This window comes from Desulfomicrobium salsuginis, from assembly GCF_054657795.1.
In genome coordinates, this window is record NZ_BAAHYA010000002.1 from 858,914 (window position 1) to 880,358 (window position 21,445).

At 59.3% G+C, this 21,445-nt stretch carries 14 protein-coding genes, 2 tRNA genes and 1 pseudogene; 5 read left to right on the top strand and 12 right to left on the bottom strand.

Translation table 11 applies throughout. The features are described from left to right. Positions 1-10: 10 nt before the first annotated feature. Both proA and ACYQ3G_RS18165 read right to left on the bottom strand, forming a co-directional pair. Positions 11-5,890 (bottom strand): anti-phage protein ProA, encoded by a 5,880-nt coding sequence (gene proA / locus ACYQ3G_RS11090; protein ID WP_459825848.1) that lies wholly within the window; start codon positions 5,888-5,890, stop codon positions 11-13. 539 nt (positions 5,891-6,429) lie between these two features. Further along, positions 6,430-6,654 (bottom strand): annotated as a pseudogene (locus tag ACYQ3G_RS18165) (DUF4143 domain-containing protein); the annotation flags it as partial. Between the two features lie 224 nt (positions 6,655-6,878). Here ACYQ3G_RS18165 and ACYQ3G_RS11095 point away from each other — a divergent pair. Both ACYQ3G_RS11095 and ACYQ3G_RS11100 read left to right on the top strand, forming a co-directional pair. Then, complete coding sequence (locus tag ACYQ3G_RS11095; protein ID WP_459825850.1) at positions 6,879-7,262, top strand: DUF6973 domain-containing protein; 384 nt, start codon at positions 6,879-6,881, stop codon at positions 7,260-7,262. 40 nt (positions 7,263-7,302) lie between these two features. Further along, positions 7,303-7,647, top strand: a complete 345-nt coding sequence (locus ACYQ3G_RS11100; RefSeq protein WP_459825852.1) for a hypothetical protein — start codon at positions 7,303-7,305, stop codon at positions 7,645-7,647. A gap of 285 nt (positions 7,648-7,932) precedes the next feature. Here the strand turns inward: ACYQ3G_RS11100 and ACYQ3G_RS11105 are convergent. From ACYQ3G_RS11105 to ACYQ3G_RS11130, 6 genes are all read right to left on the bottom strand, one after another. Then, positions 7,933-8,009 (bottom strand) — tRNA-Asp (locus ACYQ3G_RS11105). A gap of 12 nt (positions 8,010-8,021) precedes the next feature. After that, positions 8,022-8,097 (bottom strand) — tRNA-Val (locus ACYQ3G_RS11110). Between the two features lie 115 nt (positions 8,098-8,212). After that, positions 8,213-8,638, bottom strand: coding sequence for a PGPGW domain-containing protein (locus tag ACYQ3G_RS11115; RefSeq protein ID WP_459825854.1), 426 nt, complete (start codon positions 8,636-8,638; stop codon positions 8,213-8,215). A gap of 31 nt (positions 8,639-8,669) precedes the next feature. Beyond that, positions 8,670-9,668, bottom strand: a complete 999-nt coding sequence (locus ACYQ3G_RS11120; protein WP_459825856.1) for an adenosine kinase — start codon at positions 9,666-9,668, stop codon at positions 8,670-8,672. Positions 9,669-9,729: 61 nt separating this feature from the next. Beyond that, positions 9,730-10,794, bottom strand: coding sequence for an AI-2E family transporter (locus ACYQ3G_RS11125; RefSeq protein ID WP_459825858.1), 1,065 nt, complete (start codon positions 10,792-10,794; stop codon positions 9,730-9,732). Between the two features lie 650 nt (positions 10,795-11,444). Continuing rightward, positions 11,445-13,628, bottom strand: coding sequence for a glutamine synthetase III family protein (locus ACYQ3G_RS11130; RefSeq protein ID WP_459825860.1), 2,184 nt, complete (start codon positions 13,626-13,628; stop codon positions 11,445-11,447). A gap of 417 nt (positions 13,629-14,045) precedes the next feature. Between ACYQ3G_RS11130 and ACYQ3G_RS11135 the strand changes: the two genes are divergently transcribed. Beyond that, the gene (locus ACYQ3G_RS11135; RefSeq protein WP_459825862.1) at positions 14,046-15,290 is read left to right on the top strand and encodes an EAL and HDOD domain-containing protein; all 1,245 of its coding nucleotides are present in this window, start codon (positions 14,046-14,048) and stop codon (positions 15,288-15,290) included. A 4-nt stretch (positions 15,291-15,294) separates the two neighbouring features. Here ACYQ3G_RS11135 and ACYQ3G_RS11140 read toward each other — a convergent pair whose 3' ends face one another. Next, positions 15,295-17,745, bottom strand: coding sequence for a glycogen/starch/alpha-glucan phosphorylase (locus ACYQ3G_RS11140; protein ID WP_459825864.1), 2,451 nt, complete (start codon positions 17,743-17,745; stop codon positions 15,295-15,297). A 209-nt stretch (positions 17,746-17,954) separates the two neighbouring features. On the opposite strand from ACYQ3G_RS11140, the gene msrB reads away from it, so the two are divergent. Both msrB and ACYQ3G_RS11150 read left to right on the top strand, forming a co-directional pair. Then, the gene (msrB, locus tag ACYQ3G_RS11145; protein ID WP_028577560.1) at positions 17,955-18,356 is read left to right on the top strand and encodes a peptide-methionine (R)-S-oxide reductase MsrB; all 402 of its coding nucleotides are present in this window, start codon (positions 17,955-17,957) and stop codon (positions 18,354-18,356) included. 221 nt (positions 18,357-18,577) lie between these two features. Continuing rightward, positions 18,578-19,060 carry a 3D domain-containing protein gene (locus tag ACYQ3G_RS11150; RefSeq protein ID WP_051307102.1) on the top strand — a complete coding sequence of 161 codons (483 nt, stop codon included), beginning with the start codon at positions 18,578-18,580 and terminating at the stop codon, positions 19,058-19,060. Between the two features lie 61 nt (positions 19,061-19,121). On the opposite strand, the gene ACYQ3G_RS11155 is transcribed toward ACYQ3G_RS11150, so the two are convergent. The 3 genes from ACYQ3G_RS11155 to ACYQ3G_RS11165 are packed head-to-tail and all read right to left on the bottom strand — an operon-like array spanning position 19,122 to position 21,361. Continuing rightward, complete coding sequence (locus ACYQ3G_RS11155; protein ID WP_459825867.1) at positions 19,122-19,424, bottom strand: Dabb family protein; 303 nt, start codon at positions 19,422-19,424, stop codon at positions 19,122-19,124. 10 nt (positions 19,425-19,434) lie between these two features. Continuing rightward, on the bottom strand, positions 19,435-20,109 hold the full coding sequence (locus ACYQ3G_RS11160) for a nicotinate-nicotinamide nucleotide adenylyltransferase (protein ID WP_459825868.1): 675 nt from the start codon (positions 20,107-20,109) through the stop codon (positions 19,435-19,437). Next, entirely contained in the window at positions 20,102-21,361 is a 1,260-nt protein-coding gene (locus ACYQ3G_RS11165) for a glutamate-5-semialdehyde dehydrogenase (RefSeq protein WP_459825870.1), read from the bottom strand. Before ACYQ3G_RS11165 ends, ACYQ3G_RS11160 begins: the two co-directional genes overlap by 8 nt. Positions 21,362-21,445 lie beyond the last annotated feature (84 nt).

The following is a 21,445-nucleotide window of genomic DNA, read 5'->3' on the forward strand; positions in this document are numbered from 1 at the left end:
CGTTATTACTTTAACTGTCACGCATGAAATACATGGAAAGACAATTCTCAAGATAACTCTTCACCGTTGCTGTCAGCCGCTTGATATCTAACATTCCCGCTAAATCGCGAATTCGGTCCTCGCTCGCCTCTAGTTCCGGGTGAGCTGCAATGAGCCCGAATAGCTCGTGACGTGAAATTTCCATGGTGCTGCGGCCTTCGATGGGCCTGTAGGGAACTTCTTCCCGGTATGTTCCAGGGGCCCATATAAACGTCGTTTCACCTTCCTGGTGAGATTCGTTTTCGCCCATACAAGCATCGATTTGCTGTCGAATTTTGGCACCGGTTCTTTGCCAGCCATGGGCCTTGCAGATAGTGCGGGCCAGCCTATTGGCCTCAACGGGGCCTTCCTTTTCAACGAGATAGTCAATCATTTTGGTAAGGACCGGCTGATATTCTGGATCAAAAAAGCGGTCTGCGTTCGGTTGGACAGGCCAATCTATGTTGACACCCTCCCCCGTATTGTCCTCCAAAGCTATTTGGGCGCCCCTGGCATAGCGGGAACTGGAGTCCTGCGTAACCGGATTTAAGGGGAGCGACGTTGCTGAACCACTCTCTACTGAAAGTAGGAGTTGTGGAGCGGCCATCGTGTCTTCCTGTCTTGCCTTGTCAGCGATGAGCTCTTGCGGGACTGCGCGCCAATCATCCTGTTTTTCAGGACCATTTTGGGCTTTTATCACTTCTTCGTTTTCCCGTGTTCGAGAGGCATTAAGCAAACCTTCCAGTTCGTCATGGACCCGTTTGAGTGCGTTCGTCGGATTCATAAACCAGTCCGTCGACCAGATGCGGATGATGCTCCAACCGAGGTTGCGCAGCACTCCCTCCCGGATTTTGTCTCGGTCCCTGGCGCTTGCTGAGCTATGGTAGCTGGCACCGTCGCATTCGATACCTGCAAGGTAGGCTCCGGCGTGGTCTGGATGGACTACTCCGAGATCGATGCGATAGCCGGAGACGCCGATTTGAGGCCTCACTTCCCATCCTTTGTCGCGAAGCGCGTCAATCACAGCTTCTTCAAATGGGCTTTCGGCATCTCCTAGCGAATCTGAATTCATGGCTGGCAATGCAATCGATCCCTTTTTTGCGTAGTCCAGAAAATTCTTGAGGTGAGCAACGCCGAGGGACTTTGTCCTTGATGTGTCGATATCGTCGCCTTCAATCGATGAAAAAACATGCATCTCGGACCGGGCTCGCGTCACGGCAACATTGAGTCGCTTTTCGCCACCGTCCAAGTTGAGCGCGCCGAAGCTCATCGACATCTTACCAGCATTGTCCTTTCCGAACGTGATGGAAAAGCACATGATGTCGCGTTCGTCTCCCTGAATATTCTCCAGGTTTTTAACGATTACCGGTTCCTCCCGATCATCGCTGAAATACCACTCCAGATTCGGGTTGGCCGTCCTGGCTTCGTCGAACAGGTTGAGGATCAACTCCTGTTGTTGGATGTTGAATGTGATGACTCCGAGAGTCGGGCGATTTTCTTCGGGGTATTCGAGCCAGGCTTCCAGGCGAGATTTGGCGAACGCCACAATCTCCCGTGCTTCTTCGATGTTGGTACGCCCAGTTCCTCTGGCATAGACGCCATTGTTCTTGTGGAAAACGAGAGCGTCCGATTCAGTTTTCGGCGACGGGAAGGTGATGAGCCTGCCCCCGTAATAATGGTGGTTGGAAAAGGATATCAGCGATTCGTCGCGACTGCGGTAGTGCCAGTTCAATTGGATCGGCGGAAGGCCCGCCGCTTCGGCTTCTTCAAGGATGCTGGGGAGGTCCTTTTCGTATTCAGCCAGGTCATCCAAGTCTTCGTCGTCGGTACGCCCGAAGAAGTTTGTGGGGGGCAACTGTTTCGGGTCACCCACGATAATGGACTGCTTCGCCCTGGCTATGGCGCCAACCGCATCCCAGGTCGTGATCTGGGATGCCTCGTCGAAGATGACCACATCGAACTGGGTCTGGTCGGCAGGCAGGTATTGCGCCACGGACAGCGGGGACATCAACATGCACGGCGCAAGCTTGGTGAATGTAGTCGGCATCTCCTCGATGAGTTTACGGATGGAGAGGCTGGGGCGTTGCAGGCCAAGTTGGTGCCGCAGAGTTCCCAACTCGGACCGGCGGGGAACGGCGTCCTTGTTCGGCAGTCCATGAGTGGCCTTCCTCAAGATTTGATCGGAAGCCAACTCCTGTACTTTCTTGTCGCGTATCCTGAATTCCTTGATCAAATCTTCGTGTGACCAATGACGGAATCCACGAAGTTCGGAACTGTCGTCCAGGGCAAGTGGTATCCACCAATTGAAGTAGGCTACACGGAAATCGACTTTAGCGTTATCGATTTCTCCCGATTTGAGTGCATCCAGAAAAGGAGCAAGCCCCAAAGCCTGAGCTTGCTCTCTGACAAGCACCCACGGGACCCAGTTCACGAGCTGCGTTTTATTGTCGATAATGTGGCGAAGATCTTTTGCTAGCGATTCAATGGAAGTAAAATGCAGTTTTCCCCCGGCGTGAATCAAATATGCATCGCAGGCGTCTTTGAATGTTTTCAAGGCCGATTGGAATTCTTCAGCCAAGATAGCCACTTCCGGTTTACCCTGTTGTTTTTTCAGCAAGGCTTCCAAGGTGGCGCTGAAATGATCCACATCCGCCGCATACCGGCGCACTTCATTGAGCGCCTGCTGCAATCTGCCAGCTTGTTCCAAGTATTCGGAAACTGCCTTCCCGTCGGTTGCCTCATCCTGAAATACAGGAAGTTCCACCAATTCACTTTGAGAGACGACTTCAAGATTATTCTGAAGCTGACGTAACGGAACGATTTCTTTGGCGACATCCACTTTGCCATTTGCAGCGTAACTCTGGAGAAGCTTTGTTACCCGTCGACGGCCAAAGGCGGAGAAAGGCCACATCTTGGCATTGGCCTCCCGCCACTGCCGGTCTATGTCGTCTATAGGAATTCGTTTTAATTCAGTATTCTCATAACTGGCCGACAAGTTGGAGCGCGCTTGCTGGATGGTTGTTATTGCCGTGCCCAAAGAAGCGGCGGCTTTTTCCAACTGGTTTAATTCCTTGTCGATGACGTTGCGATAGTCCTGCTCGGCAGTGATTTGGCAAACTTCGTAGAATTGATGTAATTTTTTTATACGCTCGAGATTGATTTCCTCGACCTCGGGTAGTCCGATTTCATCTGCGAGAGCATCTGCCGTTTCCTTGAGATGAGGAATTGCGACAAGAACGGCTTCGGCACGTTCAATCAGATCAGTCTCCCATTTGTAAGACCAATCCTTCGTCTCGACGCTTTCGAATCCTTCGCAATCGCGAACAATGGAATAGATTCGGGCTGCCTGGATGACAGTGTCTTCGAGTCTATCAAACATTGCCGGGTCATGCGACCGAAGGTTGTCAAATTTCAGTGAAAATTTCTGGCGTTGTCCCACAACCATGCCGATTGCTTGAAATATGCTGAAACCATGGCTCCCTGGGGCATGTAGTTGCTCGACATACTGGTTGAGCCGGTCTCGGGTATCCTTGAGCCGCTCTGTTTCAAGTTGCCAGGCACTTGTTGAATAAATTTCGCTTCGCTCCCATGCGGCTCCCAACTGTGCCAATACCTCTTTTCGGTTTGTCTTGTTGGAATGAAGTTCAAGGCAGACGTTGCCCAGACCGTATGCCTTGAGCCTTCGGTAAACGACGTTGAGCGCGGCTGACTTCTCAGCAACAAAGAGGACTCGTTTTCCTACGGACAGGCATTGGGCGATCATGTTCGCGATAGTTTGGCTTTTTCCTGTGCCGGGGGGGCCTATCACGATGAAGTCATACCCCTTCATTGCCGCGACAACGGCGGCAAGTTGCGAACTGTCGGCCGGGAGCGGCGTCAGCAATTCCCGGGGGGAAATGGTTTTGTCGATTTCGTTTGGGAGGGGGAGGCAAGCTTGACCACAAGCCTGCTCGAAAGGCGTTTCGGGCGAGTCGATGAGATGTTTGACCAACCGATTGTTTTTCAGATCGTTGGTCCGATCGACCAAGTCTTTCCACATCAAGTATTTTGCAAAAGAGAATGTAGAGAGTGCCGCGTCCTCGACTACTTCGAATCCTGGGACGTCTCTCACCGCCTGACGCATATGGGCGAATATCAGTGGGACATCAATGCCAGCGTCATCGGTGGGGAGTTCCCCCTCAAGCTTGTGCACCTTGAGCCCGAGATCCCGCTGCAGGAATTGCAGGAGGGTGGCGTTAATCCGAATGTCGTCTTCGTGGTGCGTCAGATAAAAGTGGGATTGCGCCGAGCGACGTTTGAGTGAAACCGGAAGCAGCAGAATGGGTGCCCGATAAATGGTGGGATCATTTTCCGCCTTTTTCCACCTGAGAAAGCCGACAGCGAGGTACAGGGTATTGGCCCCTCCCTCGATCATTTCACTGTTGGCCTTGCGAAAAAGGGTGATTAGCCTGTTGCGCATCTCATTCCCAGGAAGCGGAATGCAAAGCTGCTTTCGTTCCATGGCGTCCTTGGCGAACGCTTCATGGATATCCTTACCATGCTGTTGAAGGTAAAGTTCAGGGTCGCGAGCACCAATTGGATTCTCGTCCTTCAGCGAGATGATGCGCAGGGAATTTCCCTCCGCCAGCATGTCCTCAAGCTTTGGCAGGTCTGGGCACAGGACGGGAATGGTTTGCCTGGTTTCCTTGAAGTTGAGCAAACGGTTGCGCAGGGTGAGGTCGAGCAGTTTCCGTTGCCAGCGGTCGATTCTTCCTTGGGGCGTTTGCGGTCTCTCGTCGACGACTTCGCCTGGAAGCAAGCCGAAATCCGGTTCAGGGGGAAGCGCGGCAGGAGCTACCTCCTCGCTCGCTCCTTCCGAAGCCCCTCCCGTTTGATGCGAAGCCAGAGGCGTGATTCCAGCAAAGCGTGCCCGTCGTATGTCGATGGCCCGTTCGAAATTATTTTCGTTTTCTTCGGCGAGTTGGCCCTTGGCGTTCTTTACGGCTTGGTTGAAGTCTGCAACGGGCCGCATCGTGACGAGCGTTGTTTCAAAAACGACGAATTCTCTGGCGGCAATGGCTTTGCGCAGTTCAATGACATCAGGTTCTTCAATAGCGGGAAGAGTCTTGTCTACAAGCCATACACCAGCGAAGGCGTGCCCTTTGGTAAATACAATGACAGGATTGAGCCCCGCAGCCTCTAAAGCACCAGCGAAGAGCAGCGCTCCGTCAAGGCATGTGACGAGCCCTTCGTCCTGGATGCGTTTGGGGTTTCGGATCTTTTGCCCTGCGATCTCGAACGAAGCTGGCGGCTCTGCATAGCTCAAGGCCATCCCCGTAATGGCGGACCAGATTGAGGCCGCAAGCATGTATGCTCTTTTGGGGTCTCTGCTTTGATAACCGTCCAACGCCCCCCTTCGGTCGCTTTTCTCCAGCAGCATGCTTGCCTGCTTGCAAATCCGTGCGATGACTGGATCGTTAGGCGAGACGAATGCCGCAAGAATACTCGCCATCCCCACACCGCCCCATTCATCGCGAGCAAGAAGGCGCAGTGGCAAAATTTGTTCTTCAAGAACTTTGTCGAACTGTTTAAGTCGGAAGTTGAGTTGCCCCTGTTCTGCCTCGTTGAGGCCATCGAATAATGCGAAATCATAATTCAGACGCAAATCGGAAAGCGTTACTTCGCTTTGGGCACCTATCCTGTCGACAGTCCATGTCCTATTTCGGCAAAATTGAGGGTGGGCAATGAGTTCCAGCGTCAGATTTTCTAAAGGAGTATCTGAACTATTTTGAATCACTATACTCTGGAGGATTGGCACCGAATTCTGAGTGGAGGCGAAGTTGACGCACTCGGCAGAGGATATTTTTAGGTTCAAGATCGTGGTTGTGTCCATGTCTCTCTCAATGATCAATCAGGTCTAGAAAGAAAAAACTGGGCTGAGCCAGCCTAGACAAAGGGGGGCAAGTCCCGGTTTGACTTTTCTTGATGCCACCCGAACAGACATCTTCCCCACCAAAGCGCAATTTGGGCCAGATTTGGAGCCAGAATCATCCAATTAAGGCAGTGGCACCAGATCTCCCCTTGAAAAAAGCGACTTTCATTGACCACCAATCGCAGTCACAATTTTTTCCGTACCGTCGTTACAAGAAAAGTTGCACACACGGCAACTACTTCTTTTGTCATACATAATCCACGTAAGAACTACCGAACAATACGTGCATGATGCCAACAAAAAGGCCACCCGCACGGATGGCTACTCCCTGATTCGTAAGACACAACACGCAAACCCACACCAAAACCCACAAACAGAAAAAAGGGATCCCAGTCTTTCGACCAAAATCCCTTGTTCTCTAATGGCGGGGCCGATGGGACTCGAACCACGGCCTCCGGCTTCACAGGAAGATGATTACCTCTAGGTACGCTTCTGTCGAATCACCGCCCCCATAGAGTAGACAGCGGCGTGGCCAAAAGGTCTGGCCCCAGTGAGAATGTTTCCGCACCGTCGTAAAGAATCACAACAAGGCGCATTTTGTCGCCCGCCGTTTCCGCAAAACGTCGTATCCCCTGTAGGGCACGCTCGTTGACCGAAGCCGCAGCTTTCACTTCCGCCCCGACACGTTGGCCCTGGGCATTCTCGATGACCAAATCCACTTCAAACTTGGCGCGGTCCGAAGAAGAGTCAAAAGCAGACTCGGCCCCTTATTCTCCGCGCATTCTGCGCTGAACTGCCTTTCAATGTTTGATACAGATACATGACTACATATCTGTACCCAACTGTTTAAGGAAATTTGTCAGTCATTATGGGTATTTCATATCGTGATTTCGCGTTGTAATTGTCGTGAATTCAATTACATCTATATAGTAATGGAGGGTGAAAATTCGTGACAAGCTATTCCAGACTCAATGAAGAAGAGAAAAAGTATGTCCTGATGAATCCTGTCCGGAGTTTTGTGATCAAGGAATGTCAGGATGACGCTGAGCGTGAAACGGAACAGCGTTTTGGATACAATGGTCGTAATGATGAGACAGATGCTTTTCGGCATTGTATGTGGTCAGGCCTGATATCCAAGCGCATCAGCCACAGTGAGGCAATAAAATTTACGACCATGCACGAAATGCAGGACGGAAATGACTTTGCCGAGAAGAGTATGGATCTCCATAACAACAAGGTTGGAGCGGAAATTGGTCAGAATGTTGGAAGCGAGAGGTCAATCGCCGATGAATGTTACAAAGCTCTTCAGCAAGGTAAACTCAAGTTTTACTAATTATCTTAGCCGGTTTTTTTGTTGTTTGTCGATCATTGCAATGGCGGCTTCATGCTCTTCGCTGGATAATCGACAGGAGTCATTGGCAAAACTTGGCAACGCCGAATTCAATCCGGATGTATGGGCAATTTCGAATGAGTATGTTCGTGGGACAATGATTCATGATTTTCTAGTAAAGAATTCACCAATTACAGACAAAGACAGGTCGTTCATCATACATCAGTTGGGGAACAGCACGGCATACTTCGAGTATGACGTGAATCCGGCATACTACATCGGGAACAGTCCGAAAGTTGGCCACCTCAAGGCGTATCTTGTTGCGTTCATCATCGATCAGCAGACTGGAAAAGTGCGCGACATTCAGGTTTATCCAGAGTTGGAATGAGCACTTTCTTTTATCGGGATTTTAAGCTCTTACAATTGGGATTGAACAGGCACCGCTCCACGTGTCTCGCATCGCTTCGATACGTTCATGGCGCCTGGTCCAATCACGTCCCCGCATGCACCCCCCCCCAATCCGCTCCCTCAAGAAACAGCTCAAGGCCACCCGTTACCGGATAGCCTTGTTTGTCTTCCACATGGAAGAGCACGTCAAAACAGCCAACCCACACCCAAACCCACAAACAGAAAAAAGGGTCCCAGTCTTTCGACTGGAACCCTTGTTCTCTAATGGCGGGGCCGATGGGACTCGAACCCACGGCCTCCGGCGTGACAGGCCGGCGTTATAACCGTCTTAACTACGACCCCGCATGGTCTTCTTGGTGGGCGGTACAGGGATCGAACCTATGACCCTCGGCTTGTAAGGCCGACGCTCTCCCAGCTGAGCTAACCGCCCTGTCCCGTCCAACGAGAAACCGCTTTTATGGGGACATCCGCCTCATGTCAAAGACTTTTTTCAAAAAAATCCAAGTCCGAGAAAAATTCTCGGAAAACGCCCGGCCGGCGCGGATTCACGCGGCCTTGTCCCGGCTTTCTCCTTCGGTTTCGAGCTCGCGGACATCGGCCTTTCTGCGGATCCAGTTGATACCTTTGAGCACCGGACCGCGGGCGATGAGGTAGCGTTCCAGACTGAACTTGCCGGGGAAGTCCATGAGCATGATGCCCAAGAACATGGTCAGCAGGCCCTGTCCCGGCAGGAAGAGCATGATGAAACCGCCCAGGATCAGGACCGCGCCCAGGGCGTTCTTGAGCACGAGCACGGCCAGGCGCAGGACCGGATGCCTTCTTCGCCACGGCGTGGGGCCGCGACGTTCCCGGCGGAAGTAGTCCGCCGGGATGCGCACGGCCAGAATGGGGACCACGGCCAGGGACCCGACGAAGGTCACGGCCGAGACCGCCGCCAGCCACCAGCCCCAGTCCTCGATGCCGGCGAACACGCTCAGGCTCCCGCGCGGTTCATGGGTTGGCTCACCGCCCTCCCCGGAACTCGGCCAGGGTGCGAGGGTACTCCTCGGGCTTCAGGCGCGGGCCGAAGACCGTGACGACCTTGGATGCCGCCAGGCTCGCGAAGCGGCCGGCCTCGGCGTAGGTCATGCCGTGGGCGATGCCGTGCAGGAAGGCCCCGGCGAACATGTCTCCGGCGCCGTTGGTGTCCACGGGCGCGACCGGGAACGGGTCGACCTCGTGCAGGGCGTAGCCGTCGAAGATCAGAGCCCCCTCCCCGCCCAGGGTGACGACGAAGCTCCCTGCGATGCGGCGCAGGCTGTCCACGGCCTTGGCCAGGGTCCGGCACTCGCCCCACAGCAGGGCCTCCTCGCGGTTGCAGAACAGCAGGTCCACCCCTTCGCCGATGATCTCCTCAAGGCCGAGACGGAAATACTTGACCATGGACGGGTCCGAGAAGCTGAGCGCCGTCTTCACCCCGGCCTCGCGGGCCAGGCGCATGGCCTCGGCCACAGCCGGGCGCGCCGTGGGCGAGGTGACCAGGTAGCCCTCGGAATAGACGAACTCGGAGTCGCGCAGGGCCTCTGGGCGCAGTTCGGCCGCAGACAGGGACTCGGAGATGCCCAGGAACGTGTTCATGGTCCGCTCGGCGTCGGGCGTGACCATAACCAGGCACTTGCCCGTCACGCCCTCGGCGCGGCGCTCGGCCAGGTTGGTGTCCACACCGGCTCTGGCCAGCTCCTGGGTGTAGAAATCGCCCATCTCGTCGTTGCTGACCAGACAGGTGTAGAAGGAGCTGCCGCCGAACAGGGCGTTGGCCACGATGGTGTTGGCCGCCGAGCCGCCGCCCGAGCGGTTGCTGCGCTCGCCGCGCAGGTATTCGAGGAGTTCGAACTGGCGCTCTTCGTCGACCAGGGTCATGAAGCCCTTCTCCACGCCCATGGTCTGCAGGAAGGCGTCTGAGACTTCGAATTCCATATCCACCAGGGCGTTGCCCATGCCGTAGACGTCGTATTTCTTCATTGGTTGTCCTTGATTGAAGGGTGAGTGTCCAGAGGACGCAAACCTATGGGGCCGACTTTGGTCAGGCCTGCATCCCCGTGCCCAGCCGCTGGGACTTCCATGCCCCCAGCACCGACTGCGCCAGGGTGGCCAGGGGGATGGCGAAAAAGACGCCCCACACGCCCCACACGCCGCCGAAGACGAGGATGGCGGTAATGGAGGCGATGGGATGCAGGTTCACGGCCTCCGAGAGGAGCAGCGGCACGAGCAGGTTGGCGTCGAGGAGCTGGATGGCCAGGTAGGCGATCATGGCCCAGGTGAACTGTGCGCCCGGCCCCCACTGGATGAAGGAGATGATGACCACGGGCACGGTCACCACCACGGCTCCGATGTAGGGGATGATGACGGACAGGCCCACCAGCAAGCTGAGGAGCATGGCGTAGTCCAGGCCGAAGAGCAGAAAGCTGGCGTAGGTCGCGGCCCAGACGATGAGCACTTCCCAGATCCTGCCGCGCACGTAGTTGCCGGCCTGGGTCTTGAAGTCCGTCCAGACCTTGCTGGCCAGGGTGTGGTCCGCGGGCAGGAAACCGCTCAGCCATTCGAGGATGACCCGTTTGTCCTTGAGAAAAAAGAACACGAGGATGGGCATCAGCACGAGATAGACCACGAAGGAGAAGACCGAGCGCACCGACGAGAGCGAGAAGGCCAGGACCTTCTGGCCGATCTGGGAGAACTGCACGGTCAGGGAATCCACGATGGCCTGGATCTGCGACTCGGTGAAGAACGGGTACTTCCGGGGCAGATACTCAAGCAGGGTCTGTCCCTGCGCCACGATGGCCGGGATGTTCGCGATGAGGTCCGTGATCTGCGAGGCCAGCAGCGGGATGAGGGCCAGCAGCAGCACGGCCAGGAAGAGCATGAAGAGCCCGAACACGACGCCCACGGCCAGCAGACGCGGACAGCGGAACCGCTCCAGGATGCGCACCAGCCCCTCCAGCAGGAAGGCGATGACCACGCTGGCGATGACCGGCGCCAGGAGATTGCCGACGGACAGGATGACGGCCGTACAGATGGCCAGGACCAGCAGAAGGATGACCAGCTGCGTGTCCGAGAAGACCGTGTTCAGCCACTTGCGCAGGATTTCCATGGTGTTCGCTCGTTCGGGGTGGAAATGGGCTTCCGCTTATCTAGACACAGCCGTGCGCGCCGTCAACGCGGGGCCGGGACCACGAAAAAGTTTCGGCAAGGTGGCTCCCCCATGAGGCATATGAGTCGCGACAGGTCAGCTTTTACCTCGCTCAAAATATGGATGGAGCAACCCGTCATTGCAAGGAGTCTTCGACGAACGTTGGGCTATGCGCGGGCAATCCAGATAGTTGAAGAGTTTTGTGTCCGAAGCATGGATCGCCGCGGCGAAGACGCCTCGCGATGACGACGGGGGCACCTTTGACGGAGCGCCGGGCTCAACGTTCAACGACTGCGTGAGAATCCAACGACAGATGGAACGCTTCAGAATGCGCCGAAAAAAACGGCCGCCCCGTGAAGGGCGGCCTAAGGAGGAGTTTCCGGAACCGGCCGGTTTTCGGCAAAGAACCTGGCGAGGGGAGGATGCGCTTCGACAGGCCGGTTCGGCGGAAAAGTGTCAATGGCCTGTTGAAGAATCCATATTCGCAGGCCGTTCGAAAATGGTAAGATGCAAGGAAGCGAAAAAAGCCAGGACGCGAAGTGTATTTTCGCATACATAAGCGGTCTGGCTTTTTTCGCTGACGCCGCAGATCGCCGTTTTGGGGCGGCCTGCTAGCGGATGAAGAGCATCTCCATGTAGCTCGGCAGGGTCCAGAGGTCGTCGGCGACGAGGGTCTCCAGAATGTCGGCGTGCTTCCGCACTTCGCCCATGGCCGGCAGGATGGTCTTCTGGAAGTACTTGGCGTGCTCCATGGTCGAAGAGCCCTTGTCGGCTTCGAGCAAGGCTTCGAGTTCGTAGGTGACCTTCTGCATGGCGCGCAGGTTGGTGGTCAGTTGGTCGAGGGTCGTGGTGCCGAATTCCTTGCCGATGGCCTTCAGGTTCGCGCAGGCCGTGGCCAGTTCGCTCTGATAACGGAAGGAGGCCGGGAAGATGACGGTCTTGGCCATGCGCAACATGAGGTTGGCTTCGGTCTCGACGGTCTTGCAGTACTGCTCCAGGTAAATCTCCTCGCGGGAACGCAGCTCGGCCTCGGTCAGCACTCCGAACTTGGTGAAGAGCTCGATGGTCGAAGGCGCGGACAGCATGGGCAGCGCGTCGGGGGTGGCCTTCAGGTTGGCCAGGCCGCGACGCTCGGCTTCCTTGTGCCATTTCTCGGAGTAGCCGTCGCCGTTGAAGATGACGGCTTCGTGCTCGACCATGAGCTTCTGCAGCAGTTCCTGCACGGCGGCGTTGAGCTTGGTCTTCTTGCCGCCAGTGGCCTTTTCCAGCTCCGTGGCGATGTAGTCCAGGGACTCGGCCATCATGGTGTTCAGGGCCACCTGGGAGCCGGCGATGGACATGGAGGAACCTACGGCGCGAAACTCGAAGCGGTTGCCGGTGAAGGCGAAGGGGCTGGTGCGGTTGCGGTCGCCCGGGTCCATGGGCAGCGGGGGCAGCGTGTCGACGCCGATGTGCATGACGCCCTTCTGCTTGGAGCTCTTGACCTCGCCCTTCTTGAACTGCTCGAAGACGTCGGTCAGCTGTTCGCCGAGGTAGACGGACATGATGGCCGGCGGGGCCTCGTTGGCGCCGAGGCGGTGGTCGTTGGAGGCGCTGGCCACGGTGGCGCGCAGCAGCGGGCCGTACTTGTGCACGGCGCGGATGGCGGCGGCGCAGAAGACCAGGAACTGGGCGTTGTCATGGGGCGTGTCGCCGGGATCGAACAGGCAGCCGACCTCGTCGTTGCCGATGGAGTAGTTGAGGTGCTTGCCCGAGCCGTTGATGCCGGCGAAGGGCTTTTCGTGCAGCAGGCAGACCATGCCGTAGCGCTTGGCCACGCTGCGCAGCACGGTCATGACCAGCTGGTTGTGGTCCGTGGCCAGGTTGCCCTGCTCGTAGATGGGCGCGATCTCGAACTGGCTGGGGGCCACCTCGTTGTGGCGGGTCTTGACCGGGACGCCCAGCTTGAAGAGCTCGCGGTCCACTTCCATCATGAAGGACAGGACGCGGCGCGGCACGACTCCGAAATACTGGTCTTCGAACTCCTGGCCCTTGGGCGGCTTGGCGCCGAACAGGCTGCGGCCGGCGATGAGCAGGTCGGGACGGGCGAAGACGAAGTTGCGGTCGATGAGGAAATATTCCTGCTCGGGACCGGCGTAGCTGGTGATGGGCAGCTTGGTGTCGACGCCGAAGAGCTTCAGGACGCGCTTGGCCTGCTTGTTCAGGGCCTGCATGGATCTGAGCAGCGGGGTCTTCTTGTCCAGGGCCTCGCCGGTCCAGGACACGAAGGCCGTGGGGATGCACAGGACGGTGCCGTTGGGGTTCTCGAGGATGTAGGCCGGGCTGGTCACGTCCCAGGCGGTGTAGCCGCGGGCTTCGAACGTGGCGCGCAGGCCGCCGGAGGGGAAGCTGGAGGCGTCGGGTTCGCCCTGGATGAGCAGCTTGCCGCTGAACTCGGCGATGGCGCCGCCCTTGCCGTCGGGCACCAGGAAGGAGTCGTGCTTCTCGGCGGTCAGGCCCGTCAGGGGGAAGAAGACGTGGGTGAAGTGGGTGGCGCCCTTCTCGATGGCCCAGTCCTTCATGGTGTTGGCCACGACGTCGGCCACGGAGGCGTCGAGCTTCTCGCCCAGCTCGATGGTCTTCTTCAGGGACTTGTAGATGTTCTTGGGCAGGCGCTCACGCATGACGCTGTCGTTGAACACGTTGCTGCCGAAAACCTCGGTCGGGGAGGTTTCCTTGAAATTCAGGGGGGCATGCGTGGGTTTATAGTCGGTGATGGCCTTGATGGCGTCCCGACGGGCCGTTAATCCGTTCATGATATCCTCCAGGGCAAGTTGGTGTATGCAGTTTCCGGCATGAGCCGTGCTCAGGTTCGCGAGGTACTAAGCAATCCAAGTGCCACTTCGGCAACACCCTGAAATATATACCCCAGCCGAACTGGATAGTTAAATAGGTTACATTTTTGAAATATGCAACCGAATTATTTCCCCGGATGATCATAACAAAATTACAATTTTGCAAATCATATATCAGGACTGGATACATCCTTGTACCCAGCAGCCACCGCAAAGAGAGCGTGCGAACCGCGCGCGACCGCATCGGCAGCCTCGCGAGGCCTGCTTTGTCGTGTACATTAATGTCAACAATCCCTCCGGACCTTGATTTAAAGATCATACGCGTGCACGCTCTCCGGCAGAGCGACCTTCTCCCCACCGCAACCCGGAGTCCGTCCGATGCAAGCACCCGGCGCCGACAATCTGCATCTGCTGTCCCGCAATCCGGTTTTCACCTCCGCAAAATCCGTCTGGGGCTACGAGATCCAGGCCGCTTCGGGCCAGGCCGGCCTCCCGCCCGACCGGGAAGGCGTCGGCACGGTTGTGATCGCCGGGGATTACGTGGGCCTGAAGAACATCCTGGCCCGCAACAAGAAAATGCTCCTGGCCTATTCCCGGGAGCAGCTGGAACAGGCCGTACCCCGGGCCATACCTGCACAGTCGTCCGTCATCCTCCTCGGCCCCGACTGCCAGCGGGACAAGGGCCTGGACCAGTCACTGGCCCTGCTGGTCCGAGAGGGCCACACCCTGGCTCTGGAGTGGGACCCGCAGGTTACGCCCGGCGCCTCGTGCCTGGACGCGGCATCCTTACTCTGCCTGGACAGGCCCGGCATGATCGCCGACGCCGGCCTGCCCGAAGCCCTGAAGCGCGGCGCCGCGGCGAAGGATTGCCTGGTCCGCAACGTCGTCACGCGCTGCGAGGCGGAGAGCCTGCTCGGCCTCGGAGCGACCCTCTTCCAGGGGCCCTTTTTCAAGACCGCGGAAATCATCCCCGGCCGCCGGCTGTCCTCCCACCAGAACTCGCGCCTGCAGTTGCTGCGCGTCGTCGAGGGAGAAAATCCGGACCTCGACGCCCTGGCCAGGACCATCCAGGCCGACGTGAGCCTGTCCTACCGCCTCCTGTCGTACCTGAATTCCCCGGCCTTCGGCTTCATGCGCAAGATCGACTCCATCCGCCAGGCCATCACGCTGCTGGGCTGGATCAACGTCCGCAACTGGCTGCGCGCCGTACTCATGGCAGACATGGCCCAGGGCGAGATCCAGGGCGAGGTCCTGCACGTCTCCCTGTGGCGGGGCCGGTTCCTCGAACAGCTCGTGGCGCAGAACGATTTCTGGGATTTCAGACCCGACGAGATGTTTTTGATGGGCATGTTTTCGCTGCTCGACGCCATCCTCGGCGTGAACATGTCCGATGCCTTGGCCTGCCTGCCCCTGACCGAAGCCCAGAAAAAGGCACTCATGGCGGCGGGACCCACGGAATACGCCCCGCTGCTGAACCTGCTGCCCGCACTGGAAGACGGTGAAGGCCAGGGCCCCGACAGGATGCTCCAAGACCTGAGCCTGGACGCGGACCAGGCGCGCCGGCTCCATCTCGAAGCCGGCGCCTGGGCCGCGGCGATCCTGGATCTGGGACCCAGGAGCTGACGGATCACGCCAGGGGCGTCACCTGCCAGATGTTCCGAGCGTATTCCATAATGGCCCGGTCGCTGGAGAACCGCCCCATGTGGGCCGTGTTCAGGATGGACATGCGCGTCCACCGCTCCTGGTCCTCATAGGACCGCGAGACCTCTTCCTGGGCGTGTACGTAACTCTCGTAGTCGGCCAGGACCATGTAGTAGTCGCCCTGGTTCAGCAGGGAATCGACGATGGGCCTGAACAGGTCCGGCGCCTCGGGCGAGAACGCGCCCGTGGCGATCATGTCCAGGGCCTTCTTCAGTTCCAGGGAACGTTCGAAGTACTGGCGCGGGTCGTACCCGTCCGTGCGCATCCCCACCACCTCTTCCTCGGTCAGACCGAAAAGGAAGAAATTCTCCTCCCCCACCGCCTCCCGGATCTCGATGTTCGCGCCGTCCAGGGTGCCGATGGTCAGGGCCCCGTTCAGGGAGAATTTCATGTTGCCCGTGCCCGAGGCTTCCATGCCCGCCGTGGAGATCTGTTCCGAGAGGTCCGCCGCGGGGATGAGTTTTTCGGCCTGGGACACGCAGTAGTTGGGCAGGAAGACCACGCGCAGGTCGCTGCCCACGGCCGGGTCCGCGTTGACCACGGCGGCCACGGAGTTGATGAGCTTGATGATCAGCTTGGCCTGGAAATACCCCGGCGCCGCCTTGCCCCCGAAGAAGACGGTGCGCGGCGTGTGGTGGCCTCCGGCCTCGGTGCGGATGCGGTTGTAGAGGGTGATGACGTGCAGGACGTTCAGGAGCTGGCGCTTGTACTCGTGGATGCGCTTGACGTGCATGTCGAAGAGGGTCGCGGGGTTCAGGCCCACGCCCAGCTTGCGCAGCACGTAGCGGGCCAGGAGTTTCTTGTTGCGCCGCCGCACCTCCTGCCAGCGTTGCCGGAAATCGGGGTCCTCGGCATGGGGCGCCAGGGCGTCGAGCCGGTCCAGATCCATGATCCACTCGTCGCCGATGACGGAGGTGATGAGCTCGGACAGGGCCGGGTTGGCCTGCAGGATCCACCGGCGCGGCGTGATGCCGTTGGTCACGTTGATGAAGCGCCCCGGATAGAACTCGTCGAAGTCCCGGAACAGCCTGTTCTTCAGGATGTTCGAGTGCAGCTGCGCCACGCCGTTGACCTTGTGGCTGCCGACGATGGCTAGGTGGGCCATGCGCACCTGCTTGCGGTCCCCTTCGGCGATGAGGGACAGGGCGCGCAGCAGGTCCGTGCGGCCGGGGCGCCTGCGGTCGACCTCGTCCAGGAAGCGACGGTTGATCTCGAAGATGATCTGCATGTGCCGCGGCAGGACGTTCCCCACGAGGTCCACGGACCATGTCTCCAGGGCCTCGGGCAGGACGGTGTGGTTGGTGTAGGAGAAGGTCCGCTGGCAGATGCCCCAGGCCCGCTCCCAGTCCAGGGCCTCGTCGTCGACCAGCAGGCGCATGAGCTCGGCGATGCTGATGGCCGGGTGCGTGTCGTTGAGCTGCACGGCCACCTGGTCCGGGAAGCAGTCGAAGGATGAGTAGTTGTTCTTGCGGAAGCGGCGCAGGATGTCCTGAAAGGTCGCGGCCACGAAGAAATACTGCTGCCGCAGGCGCAGCTCCTTGCCGCGGGCGCTCTGATCGTTGGGATAGAGGACCTTGGAGATATTCTCGCTCTCGGCCTTGGCCTGCACCGCGCCGATGTAGTCGCCGCGGTTGAAGACTTCCAGCTCGAAATCGCGGGTGGAGATGGCTTTCCACAGGCGCATGTTGGTCACGTTGCCGTTCAGGTACCCCGGGACCATGATGTCGCAGGCCATGGCCATGACCGAGTCCGTGTCGACCCAGCGGAACCGCTCCAGGCCGGCGCTGTCCTGATAGACTTCACTGCGTCCGTAAAAATGAATGCGATACATGAAGTTTACGCGACGCAGGACCCACGGCGAGTCCTGCCGCAGCCAGTTGTCCGCGCACTCGTGCTGGTAGCCGTTCACGATGGTCTGATAAAAGATGCCGTAATCATAGAGGATGCCGTACCCGTAAGCCGGAATCCTGCACGTCGCCATGGAATCCATGTAACAGGACGCGAGCCGCCCCAGGCCGCCGTTGCCCAGGCCCGGATTCCACTCCTCCTCCAGCAGCTCGTCCAGATCCAGACCGAAATCGCGCACGGCCTCCCGGCATTCGTCCTCGATGCCCAGAGCCTGGATGTAGTTCATCAGGAACCTGCCGGGCAAAAATTCCAGGGACATGTAGTAGACCCGCTTGGCGATGGAGTCGTAGTAGGAGCGCTGGGTCTCCAGCCACTTGCTGACCAGGCGGTCGCGCACGCTGTAGCACAGGCCGAGGAAGTAGTGCATCTGCCGGGGCGGGAAGGGGTCGCTGCCGAGGGTCAGGGCAACATGCCGCTGGATGTCGTCCTTGAGCACTTCCACGGTCTGGTTGATCTCCGGGCTGTTCATGAATCCTCCTGCTTTTGATGCTGTCCGTACCCCGAACGGGAAAACATTCCAACTGGAATGTGCTCCTTTACAGGTTCAGCGCCGGCATTAGAAAACCTGAAACAAGGAGAACGGCAATGTCTGTCGCCCACGCTAAAGGGCCGCGAGCCCTGCTCTTGACAATTATGGTGCTGGCACTGGCCGCAAGCTGGCCGGCCGGAGGAGAGGCCATGGAAAAGATCATCAAGACCGACGCCCAGTGGCGCGAGTCCCTGACGCCCGAGCAGTACCATGTGCTGCGCGAAAAGGGCACGGAACCCGCCTTCACGGGCCTGTATCACGACCATCACGAGACCGGGGTCTATGCCTGCGCCGGCTGCGGCACCCCCCTCTTCGCTTCGGACGCCAAATTCGACTCCGGAACGGGATGGCCGAGTTTCTTCCAGCCCATCGACGAGACGCATGTCTCCACGCACGAGGACCGCTCCTGGTTCATGGTCCGCACGGAAGTGGTCTGCGCCGTCTGCGACGGGCACCTCGGACATGTCTTCCCGGACGGGCCCAAGCCCACCGGCCTGCGCTACTGCATCAATTCGGCTGCCCTGAACTTCGTACCCCAAAATACCAAGTAATCATCCCACCCCCCAGGAAGGAAAGACTTTTCCTTCCTGGGCCACCCCAAATCCAACGCCCTTCCCCTGGGGTTGCCTCCCTTCGCTTCATCGGTTACATGCAAAATCGTTATGGACTCTCTTGTGTCATGCGGCCGGCATTTCCCGCTCCCCTTTCTCCTGCCCGTCTCCCCTCTCCCGATTCCCGCCGGCGGCATCAACTGAAGCATCATGAGGTATATATGAACGGTCACGGCTCTTTTGTCGTCACCTCCCTCTTCTTCGCCATGTTTTCCACTCTGGTGGGATTCGGGGTGCAGAAGACGGCCGAGTCGGAAGCGCGGCAACAGTACCTGCCCCGCATCCAGGCCCTCGACGAGGAACGGCAGGAACTGACCCGCCAGGTGGCGGAACTCGAACAGATGAAGATCAAGGAGGTCACGGTCACGGCCTACAGCCCGACCGAGGCCGAATGCGGACCCGATCCGCATGTCACCGCAAGTATGGTCAAGGCTCGGCCCGGCATCGTCGCCGTCAGCCGCGACCTCTTCGACCAGGGCTGGGTCTTCGGAAAGAAGGTCTACGTCAAAGGGCACGGAATCTTCGAGATTGCCGATCTCATGTCCAAGCGCCACACGCAGCGCGTGGACATCTTCTTCCCGGACACCGAGAAAGCCAAGAACTTCGGCGTCAAACAGGTCAAGGTGGCCCTGCTGGCAGGGTAGGGCAACGAAAAACCCCGTCTCGCGACGGGGTTTTTCATTTCAAAGGGAGCGAGGCGGAAGGCTAGAAGTTGTAGTCCACCACCCTTCTCTCGGCCGCGACGGCGGAGACGAAGGCCACGCATTTCTGGTGTTCGGGGTGGACCTGGTAGGTCTGCAGGTCTTCGGGGGAGTCGAAGACGGTATACAGCACGACCTGGGTCTCCGGGATGGAGGCGAACACGTCCGCGCTCACGACCAGGGTGCGCAGCTCGGGGATGAGCCCAGGCAGGGCGGACAGCATGTCCTTCATGATCTTCGCGTTTTCGGCCGCGGTCTTGCCCTCGGCGCTGTCCTTCAGTTTCCACATCACGATATGTCCGACCATGATTCCTCCGTCAGGGTTGTGATTGCCAGCAGTCCAGGAAGACGCGGGGTTCGCCCCGCAACCTTCGCCTGACCGCCTCGGGCACGAGCCCGGATGTCTCCAGGCCCGCGCAAAACTTGTCCCGCACCATGCTCGCGCTGATGTCTTGCCGCGGCATGCTCACGAAGGCCACAAGCCGGCCGCCGGCGATGCGCCGCAGGCCGGGCCCCTCCTTCTCAAAACGCCAGTGTTCGTCCAGAAAGCCGTCGACCCTGTCAAGCCCTATGCCCATGCGGTCCACCACGGCCAGATCCGCCAGCAGGGGCAGTTCGAGCCCGCGGTGCCATTCGGGCAGGGTCAACAAATCCGTGCTGCCGAGGATGAAGACGTGGTTCACGTTCGGGGCGAGCTCGCGCAGGCGGGTCAGCGTGGCGAAGGAGTAGGACGGAACCGGCATTCCGCCCTCGAAGTCGCTCGCCCCCAGGCCGTCCACGCCTTCGACCGCCTCGCGCAGCAGGCCCAGGCGTGTGTCGAAATCCAGCAGGCCCACCTCGCCCTTGTGCGGCGGGATGCGGGCGGGCATCAGGTCCACCCGCGCCAGGCCCAGGGCCTCCCGGGCCTCCAGGGCCATGCGCAGGTGGCCGTTATGCACGGGGTTGAACGTGCCGCCGAGTATCCCGACCGATCCGGCCAGGGGGTTAGGCACGCACCTGTCCTTCGCCGAAGACGATGAACTTCAGGCTCGTCAGTTCCTTCACGCCCATGGGGCCGTAGGAATGGATCTTGGAGGTGCTGATGCCGATCTCGGCCCCCAGGCCCAGTTCGCCGCCGTCGTTGAAGCGCGTGGACGCGTTGATGAGCACGCATGAGGCGTCCACCGTGCGCAGGAAGCGCATGGCGCGGTCGTGGGTGCGGGTCAGGATGGCTTCCGAATGGCCGGAGCCGTGGGCGGCGATGTGCTCCTCGGCCTCGCGCTGGGTGTCCACGACCTTGACGGCCAGGGTCAGAGCCAGGAATTCACGGCCGTAGTCGTCGGCCGCCGCAGGCTGGGCCGAGTGGCCAAGCAGGGCCAGGGAGCGGGGGCAGGCCCGGAAGGTCACACCCTGGGGCGCGAGGCGCTCGGCCAGGCGCGGCAGGAAGGACTGCGCAGCCTCGCGGTGGACCAGCAGGCACTCCAGGGCGTTGCACACGCCGGGGCGCTGGACCTTGGCGTTCTCGATGATGGCCAGGGCCTGGTCCTGGTCCGCGTCGGCGTGGACGTAGATGTGGCAGACGCCCTTGTAGTGCTTGAGCACGGGCATGGTCGCGTCCTTGACCACGGCCCGGATGAGACCCTCGCCGCCGCGCGGGATGACCACGTCGATATACTCGTCCAGGGACAGGAGATGCTTGACCGCGGCCCGGTCCGTGGTCGGGACCATCTGCACGCAGCCCTCGGGCAGCCCGGCCGTGTCCAGGGCCCTGCGCAGGAGGCCGCCCAGGATCTGGTTGGAGTGGTAGGCCTCGGAGCCGCCGCGCAGGATGACGCTGTTGCCGGCCTTGAGGCAGAGGATGGCCGCGTCGACCGTCACGTTGGGCCGGGACTCGTAGATGATGGCGATGACGCCCAGGGGGATGCGCATGCGGCCCACGAGCAGGCCGTTGGGGCGCTTGATCATGCCCTCGACCTCGCCCACGGGGTCGGACAGCCCGGCCACGTGCCGGCAGGCCGCGGCCATGGAGTCGACGCCCTTGTCGGTGATGCGCAGGCGGTCGATGCGGGCCTCGTCGAGGCCCGCCGCCCTGGCGGCGTCGAGGTCCTTGGCGTTGGCCGCGAAAATCTCACCGCGGGTCTCTTCGAGAAGGCCCGCCAGGACCGTCAGCGCCGTGTCACGCTGACATCCAGTGGCCGTGGCCAGTGTCCGCGACGCGGCCCGGGCCGACGCGGCCAGTTCGCGCATTTGCGTTTCCAGATTCATCCGTCACTCCTGTCTGCTGGGGGTCCAAAGCCGAATCGTGAAAATGATGTTCATCAAAGACTATACCAAGGCCGCCCGCCAGGC